Origin of the sequence: Rhabdonatronobacter sediminivivens (genome assembly GCF_013415485.1) — a bacterium.
GTDB lineage: Bacteria > Pseudomonadota > Alphaproteobacteria > Rhodobacterales > Rhodobacteraceae > Rhabdonatronobacter > Rhabdonatronobacter sediminivivens.
Genome location: NZ_JACBXS010000014.1, coordinates 1 through 13,005, shown reverse-complemented (window position 1 = coordinate 13,005; position 13,005 = coordinate 1). Strand labels below are relative to the sequence as shown.

The window sequence follows — 13,005 nt, the reverse complement described above, 5'->3', positions numbered from 1 at the left end:
AAACGGTCCGATGTAGGGTCGGAAATGACCGCGATGCTGCAGGCGCTCAAGCACCGCGGCCCCGACAGCACCGGCTTTGCCGTTTACGGCGAGCCGGTCGAAGGGGACTATGTGCTGCGGCTCAAGGCCGCCGAGCAGGAGGACATGGGCAAGGGGCGCGGGATCGACAAGATCGTCGATGAACGCATCGCCGAGGTCGAGCGCCGCATGGAAGAGCGCGGCGCGGTGATCAAGCTGCGCGACCGTGTGCGCCCCCATGCGGTGCGCTACGTGCTCAGCCATGACGGCGACACCGAGGATCTGGCCAAATACATCGAGGAAGTCGACGGCACCGAGATCCTGAGCTTCGGCAACGGCTTGGAGCTGATCAAGGATCTGGGTGATGCCACCCGCGTGGCCGATGAATACAAGCTGCAGGGCTTCAAGGGCACGCACGGGATCGGCCACACCCGGATGGCCACGGAATCGGATGTCGATATCCGCTCGGCGCACCCCTACTGGGCGTTTCCCTATAATGACGTGAGCGTGGTTCATAACGGCCAGATCACCAATTACTGGAACATGCGCCGCGAGATGGAGCGCCGGGGCCATCGCTTCATGTCCAACTGCGACAGCGAATTGCTGGCGGTCTATACCGCGCATAACCTGGCCAATGGCATGACGCTGGAGGAATCCCTGCGCCGATCCATCGACGAAATTGACGGCGTGTTCACCTATCTGGTGGCGACCAAGGACCAGCTGGGCATGGCCAAGGACACCATGGCCGCCAAGCCGCTGGTGCTTTACGAAAGCGATGACCTGATCGCCATGGCCTCGGAAGAGGTGGCGATCCGCGCCATCCTTCCCCACGAAATCGACACGGTTGACCCTTATGATGAGGAGGTTCGGGTATGGCAGGCGTGAACGCACAATCCCGCGGTGACGGGCAGGAACAGCGCGCCCGCGACATGGGCATGACCACCGAAGCGCTGTCAGGTCGCACGCAGCAGGTGTTCTTTGAACCTTCGGAAGAAGAGCGCTTCACCTATCCTTGGGCGCCGGAAGTCGACTACAACAAGCGCACCGAGATCGACGCCGACGGGCTGACCACGACCGAGGTCAACAAGCGCCTGCGCGACCTGATGGCCGAAGGTTATGGCACGGTCGTCATCCAGAACCCGCGCGGCAAGCACGGGCTGGGGGTGGGTATCCTCAGCCGTCTGAACCTGATCTTCGAAGGCTCGTTGGGCTATTTCGGGGTCGGGCTGATCGACGGGCCGAATGTGCGGATCACGGGCCGTGTCGGCTGGTCCTGCGCCGAGAACATGATGGCCGGCACCGTGGTGATCGAAAAGAACGCGGGCTCCACCTTCGGCGCGGCCATTCGCGGCGGCGATCTGGTCTGCCGCGGCTCGGTCGGCTCGCGCACGGGGATCGACATGAAGGGCGGCACCATCATCGTCGGCGGCGACACCGGCGCGCTGTCGGGCTTCATGATGCAGCGCGGGCGCATGGTGGTCTGCGGCAACGCGGGCAAGAACCTCGGCGATTCCATGTATGACGGCACCATCTATGTGGGCGGCGAGATCCGGTCGCTTGGGGTGGATGCGGTGGAGGCGGAACTGACCGATCTGGACAAGGCCTGGCTGACCCGCAAGCTGCGCCAGTACGGGCTGTTGCCTGAACAGGGAGTGGATCATTTCACCAAGGTCGTCGCGGGCAAGCAGCTCTGGAACTACGACAATCTGGAACCGAATGAGAAGAAGCTGATCCTCTGAGCGTCAGCGCGCCCGCTCCGGCATCCCTCGGGGCGGGCCAGCAACACCGAAATTGACGGAGTGACCCATGGCAGATGGCGACATCCCCCGCACCAAGAAACCGCTCAACCGTGATCCCAACCGGCTGGGCAATTCCTCGATCTTTCCGCCGCATGTGATCGATGACATCCATATCAAGTCCGAGCTTGGCCGCTACCGGATGCGCGGCTTCTCGCTGTTCAAGAAAATCCCGCATTGGGATGACCTGACCTTCCTTCCCGGCACGCTGACGCGCTTCGTGATCGAAGGTTACCGCGAGAAATGCGAGACCAAGACCGTGATCGGCCCCCGCGCCAAGCGCCCCATTGAGCTGGACATTCCGGTCTATGTCACCGGCATGAGCTTTGGCGCGCTGAGCTATGAGGCGAAGACCGCGCTGGCACGCGGCGCCACGATGGCAGGCACGGCAACCTGTTCGGGCGAAGGCGGCATGATCCCCGACGAACGCCGCTATTCCACCAAGTGGTTCTACCAGTGCATCCAGTCGCGCTACGGCTTCAACCCGCACCATCTGGTGCTGGCCGATGCCTGCGAGTTTTTCATCGGGCAGGGCTGCAAGGTGGGGCTTGGCGGGCATCTGATGGGCCAGAAGGTCACCGATCAGGTGGCCGAGATGCGGTCCTTGCCTGCGGGGATCGACCAGCGGTCCCCGGCACGTCACCCCGACTGGCTGGGGCCGGATGATCTGGCGCTGAAAATCCAGGAAATCCGCGAGGCGACCGACTGGCAAATCCCGATCCAGCTCAAGCTGGGCGCGGCGCGGGTCTATGACGATGTGCGCATGGCCGTGAAATGCGACCCCGATTCGATCTATATCGACGGGATGGAGGGCGGCACCGGGGCCGGTCCGCATCTGGCGACCGAAGACACCGGCGTGCCCGGCATGGCCGCCATCCGGCAGGCGCGGCGTGCCATCGACGATCTGGGCAAGCGCGGCGAGATCAGCCTCGTCTACGCAGGCGGTATCCGCAACGGCGCCGATGTGGCCAAGGCCATCGCGCTGGGCGCGGATGCCATCGCGCTGGGCCATTCGGTGATGATGGCGCTGAACTGCAACAAGGACATCCCCGAGGCCGATTACGAATCCGAAATGGGGGTGGAGCCGGGCTATTGCTACCATTGCCACACGGGCCGCTGCCCGGTCGGCGTGGCCACGCAGGACCCCAAGCTGCGCGCGCGCCTCAACCCCGATGAGGCCGCCGAGCGGGTCTACAACTTCCTGCACACGCTGACCATCGAGGCGCAGCTTTTTGCCCGCGCCTGCGGCAAGACCAATATCCACAGCCTGGAGCCCGAGGATCTGGCCGCGCTGACGATGGAGGCCTCGGCCATGGCCGCAGTGCCGCTGGCGGGCACCAACATGACCGTGGGCGTCGATGATTATCACCATCTGTGAGCGCCGCAGGGCAGTGAAAGGAGAATGACATGGCAGGAACCCAATACCGCGGGTCCGAAATCACCGATGTGGATCAGTTCCTGAAGGATGCTGACGGGCTGGTTTCGGAGCGTGAAAAGGAGATTGGCCAGCATATCGGCTATCGCTACGATGTGAACCTGGTCCCCGACTATGACCGCCTGACGCCGTTTCTGGCGAAATACATGGAGGTCATGGGCTGGGATGACCTCAACTGGCTGGAAGACGTGCACATGGGCTATGAGGAAGGGCATCCGGCGGTGTTCGACCGCAACATCAACGGCTGGGTGCGCGTGCCCGACAGTATCGAACTGCCCGACAACCAGCAGGACCGCGACATGATCGCGCGCGAATTGCTGATCAAGTTCCAGATGTCGGACCGGCACCCGCTGGTGGAGTTGCGCAAGGCGTATATGAAGTTCTGAGAATGGGCGGCGGGGCCATATGCCCCGCCCGCCCGACGGAGGTTGCATGAGCGAACAGGCGCGCCAGATGCTCTGGCCCCAATCCGCCCCCCCCGGCGACAGCCCCGCCGGCGCGCTGCGCATGGCCTTCATGCGCTGGCAGTGCCGCGTGCGCCAGATGATGATGCGCGAGGACATGGGCCGCCCCGGACCCGGGATCATGCCCGATGTGCTGCCCGCCCAGGGGGGCGACAGCCTCGGCCAGATCATCACCGTGATGAACAAGACCGGCCCGCATGACAAGACACCGGAAATGCAGCACATGGTGCGCCGCACCAATGACCCGGCGGCCCGGCGCGAGGCGGCGCTGAAGCTGTTTTCCGAATTCTACTACCAGAAACCGCATGAATTCTCGGACATGCTCTGCGCCAGTTTCGCGCCCGGATCGCCCGGTGCTGCGGCGCTCCGCCGGGCCGAGCGGTTGCGGCTGCGGTTTTCGGCCTTCAACCAGCGCTTCGACATTCCGGTGCGGGTCTGGACCCTGACCGAAAACAACCCGGCGTGGCAGGCGACCTGGTGGCACAATGCGCTGTTCAACCCCGCGCTGTCGCGTGAGGCGGTGATCCTGGGCTTTGCGCCCGACTGGACCGGCGCCAGCGCCGATCCCGCCCCCGCCGGGGCGCAGCAACGATAATTCAAGGACCAAAGGGAGCAATCACATGAGCAAGAAACGCGTTGCCATCATCGGCGCCGGCCCCTCGGGCACCGCGCAACTGCGCGCCTTTCAATCAGCGGCGGAGAAGGGTGCGGAGATCCCCGAGATCGTATGCTTCGAAAAGCAGGACGATTGGGGGGGCCTGTGGAACTACACCTGGCGCACGGGCCTCGATGAATACGGCGAGCCTGTGCATTGCTCGATGTATCGCTACCTGTGGTCCAACGGCCCCAAGGAGGGGCTGGAATTCGCCGATTACACCTTTGAGGAACATTTCGGCAAGCAGATCGCCTCGTACCCGCCGCGCGAGGTGCTGCGCGACTATATCCTGGGCCGGGTGGAAAAGGCAGGCGTCCGCGACTGGGTGCGCTTCCGCCATCCGGTGCGCTGGGTCACCTACAAGGAAGATACCGGCACCTTCCACGTCACCGCCGAGGACCTGAAGGCGCAGAAGGTCTATACCGAGGAATTCGACCATGTGATCTGCGCCTCGGGGCATTTCTCCACCCCCAATGTGCCGCATTTCGAGGGGCTGAACGGCTTCAACGGCCGCGTGCTCCATGCCCATGACTTCCGCGATGCGCTGGAGTTCAAGGACAAGGACATCCTGATCATCGGCACCAGCTATTCAGCCGAGGATATCGGCTCGCAATGCTGGAAATACGGCTGCAAATCCGTCACCGTCAGCTTCCGCACCGCGCCCATGGGGTTCAAATGGCCGGACAACTGGGAAGAGGTGCCGCTGCTGACCAAGGTTGAAGGCAACACCTGCACCTTCAAGGACGGCAGCCAGAAACGAGTGGATGCGATCATCCTGTGCACCGGCTACCTGCACCATTTCCCCTTCATGGACGAGCCGCTGAAGCTGCGCACCGCCAACCGGCTGGCGACGGCGGACCTCTACAAGGGGGTGGTCTGGAACGCGAATCCCAAGCTGTTCTACCTGGGCATGCAGGACCAGTGGTTCACCTTCAACATGTTCGACGCGCAGGCCTGGTGGGTGCGCGATGCGATCCTGGGGCGGATCGAGATCCCGTCCGACCGCGCGGTGCTGGACGGCGACGTGGAGCGACGCGTGGCCGAGGAAGACGCCAGCGACGATCCCATCGGGTATCAGGGCGACTATGTGCGCGAACTGATTGCGGAAACTGATTATCCATCCTTCGATGTGGACGGCGCCTGTGCGGCCTTCTACGAATGGAAGAAGCACAAGAAGGAAAACATCATGGGCTTCCGCAACAACAGCTATCGCTCGGTGATGACCGGCTCTATGGCGCCGAAGCATCACACGCCCTGGGTCGATGCGCTCGATGACAGCATGGAAGCCTATCTGCGCGCCTGACACGCGCAGCACCGCGCTTCGGCGAAGGCCGCCGGGGCGCAAATTCTTAAGGCGACGGAGGCGAAAATGGGCCTTTACCTGCCATTCGAACGGGTCACGCAACTGGGCGCGGCACGGGTGCCGGGCCTGCCGATCCTGCCCCACGGCACCGAACGCCACCCCGTGCCGGGGGGCGGCTCGCGCGCCGTGCGGATCGAGGCGGGCGACGAAATCTGGATCATGGACCGCGAGGGGATGCAGCTTGCGGAACTGACCTTCTTCGATCCGCAGGGGCGCTCGGACGCGGGCATGATCGGCGCAAAGGGGCAGGGGGCGCCGGGGGGGCTGCAGGCGGCGCTCATGGCCGATGCATCGGGCCGCCGGGTGCTGCGCGCGCTGAAGGCCACGGGCTTTGACATCGGCCGCGCCGATGCCGTGCGGCTGTTCGACGAAGGCTCGAACGCGGGCGATCATGTGCGGCTGCACGCCTCCTGCGACGGGCTGTTGATTGTCTGTGCGCCCGGCCCGGTGCCGGACCCCGCCGCGCAGACGGCGCCGACGGAACTGGCGCTCTATGTCCGCCGCGCCAATCCCGGACCGGCCAAGGGCGGGCTGGCCCCGCCCGAGCCACTGGCCGACCCGCTGACGGACCTCAACATCCTGCCCGGAGAGGCCAAGGCCTATGAGGTGCGCAAGGGGCAGTTCATCCAGATCCTGGATGTGCAGGGGCGCGAGTGTTCGGATTTCCAGGCGTTTTCCCTGCGCGCGCTGGATGACGGGCTGGAGCGTGACATCGACCCCACCACCACGCGCTCGCTCATGGGCAGCCTTTACCCCGAGCCGGGCATATTCTCGAAATACTGGAGCGTGGACCATGAACCGCTGGTGCAGATCGTGCAGGATACCTGCGGGCGGCATGACACCTTTGGCCTCGCCTGCACCGCGCGGTATTACGAGGACATGGGCTATCCCGGCCATGTGAACTGCTCGGACAACATCACCCGCGATCTGGCGCGCTGGAACGTGCGCCCGCGCAAGGGCTGGCCTGCGATCAACTTCTTCTTCAACACCATGCTGGATGCGACCAACGCCATCGGCATGGATGATCCGTGGTCGCGCCCGGGCGATTATGTGATGCTGCAGGCGCTGACGGACCTTGTCTGCGTCTCCACCGCCTGTCCGTGCGACATCGACCCCGCCAATGGCTGGAACCCCACCGACATCCAGGTGCGGGTCTATGACCAGGGGCAGGATTTCAGACCATCGAAAGGGTACCGCATGAGCGCCGAAAGCCCCGTGCAGCCAACCCGCGAGACGGGTTTCCACAAGTGTTTCGCCCGCCACACCCGCAATTTCGTCGAGTACAACGGCTTCTGGCTGGCGCAGGACATGACCGGCCATGGCGCCATCGATGAATACTGGGCCTGCCGCGAACGCGCGGTGGTGATGGACCTGTCGCCCTTGCGCAAGTTCGAGGTGCTGGGCCCCGATGCCGAAGCGCTGTTGCAATACTGCCTGACCCGTGACATGCGCAAGCTGTCGGTCGGGCAATGCGCCTATACCGCTGTGTGCCATGACCACGGCGGGATGATGGACGACGGCATTGTCTATCGGCTGGGGGATTCCAATTTCCGCTGGGTGGGCGGCGCCGATGCCTCGGGGCTGCATCTGCGCGAGGTGGCGCAGGCAAAGGGCCTGAACGTGCATGTGCGCAGCGCCACTGACCATCTGTGCAACATCGCCGTGCAGGGGCCGAAATCGCGCGAGATACTGCGTGAGATCATCTGGACCCCGCCGACGCAGCCCACGGTCGATGAGTTGGGCGTGTTCCGCTTCGCCATCGCGCGGATCGGGGATTATGACGGGGCGCCGATTGTGCTCAGCCGCACGGGCTACACCGGTGAGTTGGGGTTCGAGATCTTCTGCGCGCCCAAGGATGCCGAAACGGTGTTCGATGCCGTCTGGCAGGCCGGGCAGCCGCACGGGATGATCCCCTTTGGCCTGGCCGCGCTGGACATGGTGCGGATCGAGGCCGGGCTGGTCTTCGCGGGCATGGAATTCTGCGACCAGACCGACCCGTTCGAGGCCGGGATCGGCTTCACCGTGCCGCTGAAGTCCAAGCCGGATGATTTCATCGGCCGCGCAGCACTGGAACGGCGCAAGGCCAGCCCGGTGCGCAAGCTGGTGGGGCTGGACATTGACGGCGGCATCGTGCCTGCGGGCGGTGACTGCATCCGGCTGGGCCGCGCGCAGGTGGGCGAGATCACCTCGGCCATGCGCTCGCCCATTCTGGGCCGCGTCATCGCGCTGGCGCGGGTGGATGTGACCCATGCCGAGATCGGCACCGAACTGGAAGTGGGGCAACTGGATGGCCAGCAAAAGCGCCTGTCCGCGCGCGTGGCGCGTACCCCGCATCTTGACCCGACCAAGGAGCGGGTGAAAGGCAACTATGGCTGAGCCGCAGCCCCGCAGAAAGGACCGGAGCCCATGAAGCCGCAGCGCGCGTTTGACGGATTGCGCATTGATCCGGGCCGGGGTCCGCTGCGGATTGCCCTGCTGGTCCTGCCGGGCTTTCCCATGGGGTGCCTGTCCTCGGCGATCGAACCGCTGCGGGCGGCCAACCAGATATCGGGCACGGACAGCTACCGCTGGAAGATCGTCAGCGAAAGCGGCGCGCCGGTGACCTGCAGCGCCGGAATCGACTTTGCCGCCGATGCGGCGCTGGAAGAACTGGACCGCGCGGATGCGTTCTACATCATCTCCAGCCCGCAGGCTGACATGGCCGACCCGCGGCGCACGCTGGGCGCATTGCGCAGGCTTGCGCGCAAGGGGGTGATGATGGGCGCCTTCAGTGGCGGCGTCTTCCCGCTGGCCCGCGCCGGGTTGCTGGATGGGCACCGCGTGTCGGTGCATTGGTGTTACGAGGCAGCCTTTCGCGCGGAGTTTCCGCTGGCGATCCCCGATGACGCGGTCATGACCATCGACCGGCGGCGCGAAACCGCATCGGGCGCGAATGCCGTGTTCGATCTGATGCTGCGGCGGATCGGCGTTGAACTGGACAGCCGGATCATGACCGAAGTCGCCTGCTGGTTCCAGCATCCGATGGTGCGCTCGGAATCGGTCAGCCAGCGCCGCCCTTCGGCCAATGGCGGCGCGGCCAGTGACATGTTGCCCGCGCCGGTGACCCGCGCCATTGCCATCTTTGCCGAAAACATCGAAACCCCGGTGCTGATCGGTGATGTTGCCCGGCAGGTGGCCGTGTCCGAACGCCAGCTGGAACGCGCCTTCAAGCGGGCCACGGGGCTGGGGCCGCTGGCCTATTACCGGCAGATGCGCCTGAACGAGGCCCGCCAGATGGTGCGCTATTCCGCTGACAGCCTGCGCGACATCGCCTTTGCGGTGGGCTATTCCACGCCCTCGCGCATGGCGCGCCATTACCGCGCCGCATTCGGGGTCACCCCGCGCGAGGACCGCGACGGCGTGGACCTGTTTCGCGTGCGCGCATCCGCGCCGGCCTGACGGCTCTGATGCGGTATCTGTCGGAAACTGCACTGGTCCGGGCGGCGCAGGCGGTGTCAGGTAACAGCAGATGCGCCGAGCGGAGGATACCATGAAATCGCATGCACAGGCCGTTGTCATCGGCGGCGGGGTGATCGGATGCTCGATCCTGTATCATCTGGCCAAGCTGGGCTGGTCGGATGTGGTGTTGCTGGAGCGGGACGAGCTGACCTCGGGCTCTACCTGGCACGCGGCGGCGAACCTGCACGGGCTGCATGACAACACCAATATCTCGCGCATGCAGCACTACACCATGAACCTCTACAAGGAGCTTGAGGCCGAAACCGGGCAGGGCTGCGGCGTGTTCCAGCCCGGCTCGCTCTATCTGGCGCAGACCGAGGCGCGCGAGCATCAGTTGCGCCTGCAGGAGGCCAAGGGTCGCCGATACGGGATCGACTTCCATGAACTGAGCCGCGACGAGGCCGAGCGCCTGCACCCGCTGGTCGATTTCACCGGCATCCGTTGCATCATGTTCGAACCGGGTGGCGGCAATGTGGACCCTTCGGGCGTGACTGCCGCCTATGCCGCCGGGGCACGGGCGCGGGGGGCGGAGATTCACCGCTTCACCCCCGTGACCGCCCTGCGCCAGGAAGCGGACGGCACCTGGATCGTGGAAACGCCGAAGGGCGAAATCCGCACGCCCTGGGTGGTCAATGCCGCCGGGCTCTGGGGGCGGGAACTGGCGCGGATGGCGGGGTTCGAACTGCCCCTGCAACCGACCGAGCATCAGTATTTCGTCACCGAAACCATCCCCGAGATCGACGCGATGGACCGCCGGTTGCCCTCCGTCGCCGACCGGGACGGCGAGTATTACCTGCGCCAGGAGGGCAAGGGTCTGCTGATCGGCGCCTATGAACGCGACATGCGCTTCTGGGCCGAGGATGGCACACCGCCCGATTTCGGCCATGAGCTGTTCGCCGACGATCTGGAACGGATCGAGGAGAACATGCTGCGTGCCATGGAGCGCGTGCCGGTCGCCGCCACCGCAGGCGTCAAGCGCGTCATCAACGGCCCGATGATCTGGTCGCCCGATGCGGCGGCGCTCTTCGGTCCCGTGCCCGAGCTGAAGGGCTATTTCTGCTGCGGCGGGCTGATCCCGGGTTTCTCGCAATCCGGCGGGCTGGGGCTGATGTCAGCCCAATGGATGATCGAAGGCGAGCCGCAATATGACATGTTCGCCTGGGACATGGCGCGTTTCGGCACCTGGGCCAACACCCCCGGTTTCGTGCGCGAACGCGTGCGCGACCAATACGCCAACCGCTTCAAGATCCACTTTCCGAACGAGGAACGCGCGGCCGGTCGCCCCGTCCGCACCCGCCCGGCCCACGCCATGCAGCGCGAAATGGGCGCGGTCTTCGGGCTGAACTACGGCTGGGAGCATCCGCTGTGGTTCGCAGGCAGCCCCGAGGCGGCGCGGGAAAGCTACGGCTTCACCCGGCAGGACTGGTGGGAGCCGGTGGGCGCCGAGGCCCGAATGCTGCGCGAGAAGGCGGGGATCATCGACATCTCCAACTTCGCCAAATATCGCGTGAAGGGGCCGGGGGCCGAGGACTGGCTGAACGCGCTCCTGGCCAACCGGATGCCGCGCAAGGTGGGGCGGTCCTGCCTCTCGCCCCTGATCGGCGTGCGCGGCGGCGTTGCGGGCGACTTTACCGTCACGCGGCTGGCCGAGGATGAATTCCTGATGGTCGGCTCGGGCATGGCCGAACGCTACCACCGCCGCTTCTTCAACGCCGTGCCACTGCCCGAGGGGACGACGTTTGAGTCGCAGACCGAGGCGCTCTGCGGCTTCAACGTTGCCGGGCCGCAGTCGCGTGCGCTGATCTCGCGGCTGACCAACGCCTCGCTGGCGACCGGGGATTTCGCCTTCATGCGCTCGGCGCAAATCACCGTGGCCGGGATCGACTGCATCGCCATCCGCGTCAGCTTCACCGGCGATCTGGGCTGGGAGCTGCATTGCGCCGCGGCCGATCAGGTGGCGCTTTACACTGCATTGCTGGAGGCCGGGCGCGAATTTGGCGCCGGTCCCGTGGGATCACGCGCGCTGATGTCGCTGCGGGTGGAAAAGGGCTATGGCAGCTGGGGCCGCGAATACAGCCCCGAATACTGGCCGCAGGAAAGCGGTCTGGCGGGGCTGATCAAGATGGACAAGGGCGATTTCCTGAACCGCGCCGCCTATGCGGCCGTGGCCGACAACGCCCCGCGCGACGTGATGGTGATGCTGGAGGTGGACGCCGAAGCCGTGGCGGCCTCGAACGCCGATGCCACCGGGTCCGAACCGGTGTTCCTGCCCGATGGCACGCCCGTGGGGCAGGTCAGTTCCGGGGCCTATGGTTACAGCGTTGGCAAGTCGCTGGCGATCGCCTATGTCAAGGCCGCCCACGCCCGGCCCGGCGCCGAGTTCGACGTGGCGATCCTGGGCCGCCCGCACCGCGCGGTGCAGCTGGAGGGGCCGCCCTTTGACCCGCAGGGCCGCATCCTTCGCCAGTGATTGCGCGCAATTTATCCCTTGGGCAGCCATGACAGGGCGCTGCCGCCCTGCGCGGCAGACGCTGTGCGAGGCGCGCAGGTCGGGCAAACACAAAGGGCATGAATTCCTGTGCTTCCCTGAAATTGCGAAATGAAAACATGCGCTTGCGGATCACCTGCGTGGTCCGGGCCAATGTCAGGCCATGAAGTTTGTATTGAGAAACCAGAAGCTTGTGGATAGAGGACAGGGAAAGGCCCCTTGCTGGAACTGGTAGACAGACCAGACTTAAAATCTGAGGCCCGTTTGGGCGTGTGGGTTCGAGTCCCACAGGGGCCACCATCTGGCATACTGACGTTGAAACCTCTCCTGACTTCCTGAAAGGGAGGGGGATTTCGGCGGTTCGATGGCCCGAATCCGGGCAATAGCGCAGGACCTCCACCAAGGCCAGTCTGAGCACTGTTCGTTTGGAGGCAACCCCGCATCCTTCGCCATTATCGCCAAGACCACCGGAAACGACACGCTTGAGGGCGGCACCGGCGACGACCTGCTGTTCGGCGGCGGCCACAACACCGCGGTCTTTTCCGGCAACCGCGCGGACTACCTGATCGACACCGACGATGACACCGGCGTCACCACCGTCACCGATAGATCCACCTGCCTCGTGCAGTATGACAGCAATCGCTACGAGCCGTGCCGTGCGAACATGCGGGGCATCACGTCTCGTTGCGCGCCTATGCTGATCGGCTTGTCATGATCGCAAACGATGAAATTATCGCTGAACAGTGAGCCAGTGAAGGCGGTTGCCCATCGTTGCGCCATCGGTCCGAGCGACGATGGGCGACGGTTCAAGCCCACTGGCGAACGGCGCTTTACACGCAATATCAGTTACTTCGAGCCTTGGCACTATGTGCTGCTGCTCGATCGCAAGCCCGGCGCGGCTCGCGTGATGGCGCACCTTTTGTCGGTTGGGAATTGCCCAAATCGATGGAGCAGATCAAGGATCACTACATGCGCGAGAAAGGTGGCGACCGGGAGTTTGTCGACCTGCTGCTGCTGGCACTTGAGCATGGCATCGACGTGGTCGAGATGGCCTGCGATCTGGCCGTCGAACAACGCACCCTGCGCTTGCCGGCGATCATCAATCTGGTCAGCCTCGAAAATGTAAACTTGGGCCGGGCCGATGTGCGTGTTTCCTCAAGAAATCGACGATTCTGGCTTTGGGCAAGTTTACATTCTGGGTTCCGAGGGTGGGGGGAATGTCCCGGTCGATGTTGAACTTTTTGGGATGAAGGGTGGCGTTGCTCTCCCTGAGCCGTAGGCTCGGGGT

At 64.7% G+C, this 13,005-nt stretch carries 11 protein-coding genes and 1 tRNA gene; all 12 read left to right on the top strand.

Annotated elements, in window-relative coordinates:
• The first annotated feature begins 24 nt into the window (after positions 1-24).
• The 12 genes from HUK65_RS08435 (at position 25) to HUK65_RS08380 (ending at position 12,953) form a co-directional block, all read left to right on the top strand.
• Positions 25-903, top strand: a complete 879-nt coding sequence (locus HUK65_RS08435) for a class II glutamine amidotransferase domain-containing protein (RefSeq protein ID WP_235441851.1) — start codon at positions 25-27, stop codon at positions 901-903.
• A complete protein-coding gene (locus HUK65_RS08430; protein ID WP_179905721.1) occupies positions 891-1,757 on the top strand; it encodes a GltB/FmdC/FwdC-like GXGXG domain-containing protein in 867 nt (288 codons plus the stop codon). The genes HUK65_RS08435 and HUK65_RS08430 overlap by 13 nt, the downstream gene beginning before the upstream one ends.
• 67 nt (positions 1,758-1,824) lie before the next feature.
• Entirely contained in the window at positions 1,825-3,192 is a 1,368-nt protein-coding gene (locus HUK65_RS08425) for an FMN-binding glutamate synthase family protein (RefSeq protein WP_179905720.1), read from the top strand.
• A gap of 29 nt (positions 3,193-3,221) precedes the next feature.
• Positions 3,222-3,635 (top strand): hypothetical protein, encoded by a 414-nt coding sequence (locus HUK65_RS08420; protein ID WP_179905719.1) that lies wholly within the window; start codon positions 3,222-3,224, stop codon positions 3,633-3,635.
• Positions 3,636-3,681: 46 nt separating this feature from the next.
• On the top strand, positions 3,682-4,308 hold the full coding sequence (locus HUK65_RS08415) for a hypothetical protein (protein WP_235441850.1): 627 nt from the start codon (positions 3,682-3,684) through the stop codon (positions 4,306-4,308).
• Between the two features lie 25 nt (positions 4,309-4,333).
• A complete protein-coding gene (locus HUK65_RS08410; RefSeq protein WP_179905718.1) occupies positions 4,334-5,671 on the top strand; it encodes an NAD(P)-binding domain-containing protein in 1,338 nt (445 codons plus the stop codon).
• Positions 5,672-5,737: 66 nt separating this feature from the next.
• Positions 5,738-8,107, top strand: coding sequence for a DUF1989 domain-containing protein (locus HUK65_RS08405; RefSeq protein WP_179905717.1), 2,370 nt, complete (start codon positions 5,738-5,740; stop codon positions 8,105-8,107).
• Between the two features lie 30 nt (positions 8,108-8,137).
• Positions 8,138-9,169 (top strand): GlxA family transcriptional regulator, encoded by a 1,032-nt coding sequence (locus HUK65_RS08400; protein WP_179905716.1) that lies wholly within the window; start codon positions 8,138-8,140, stop codon positions 9,167-9,169.
• A 91-nt stretch (positions 9,170-9,260) separates the two neighbouring features.
• A complete protein-coding gene (locus tag HUK65_RS08395; RefSeq protein ID WP_179905715.1) occupies positions 9,261-11,699 on the top strand; it encodes a GcvT family protein in 2,439 nt (812 codons plus the stop codon).
• Positions 11,700-11,930: 231 nt separating this feature from the next.
• Positions 11,931-12,017, top strand: a tRNA-Leu gene (locus tag HUK65_RS08390).
• A 64-nt stretch (positions 12,018-12,081) separates the two neighbouring features.
• Entirely contained in the window at positions 12,082-12,432 is a 351-nt protein-coding gene (locus tag HUK65_RS08385) for a hypothetical protein (RefSeq protein WP_179905714.1), read from the top strand.
• Positions 12,433-12,662: 230 nt separating this feature from the next.
• Positions 12,663-12,953: a hypothetical protein gene (locus HUK65_RS08380; protein ID WP_179905713.1), complete on the top strand. Its 291-nt coding sequence runs from the start codon at positions 12,663-12,665 to the stop codon at positions 12,951-12,953.
• Positions 12,954-13,005: the final 52 nt, after the last annotated feature.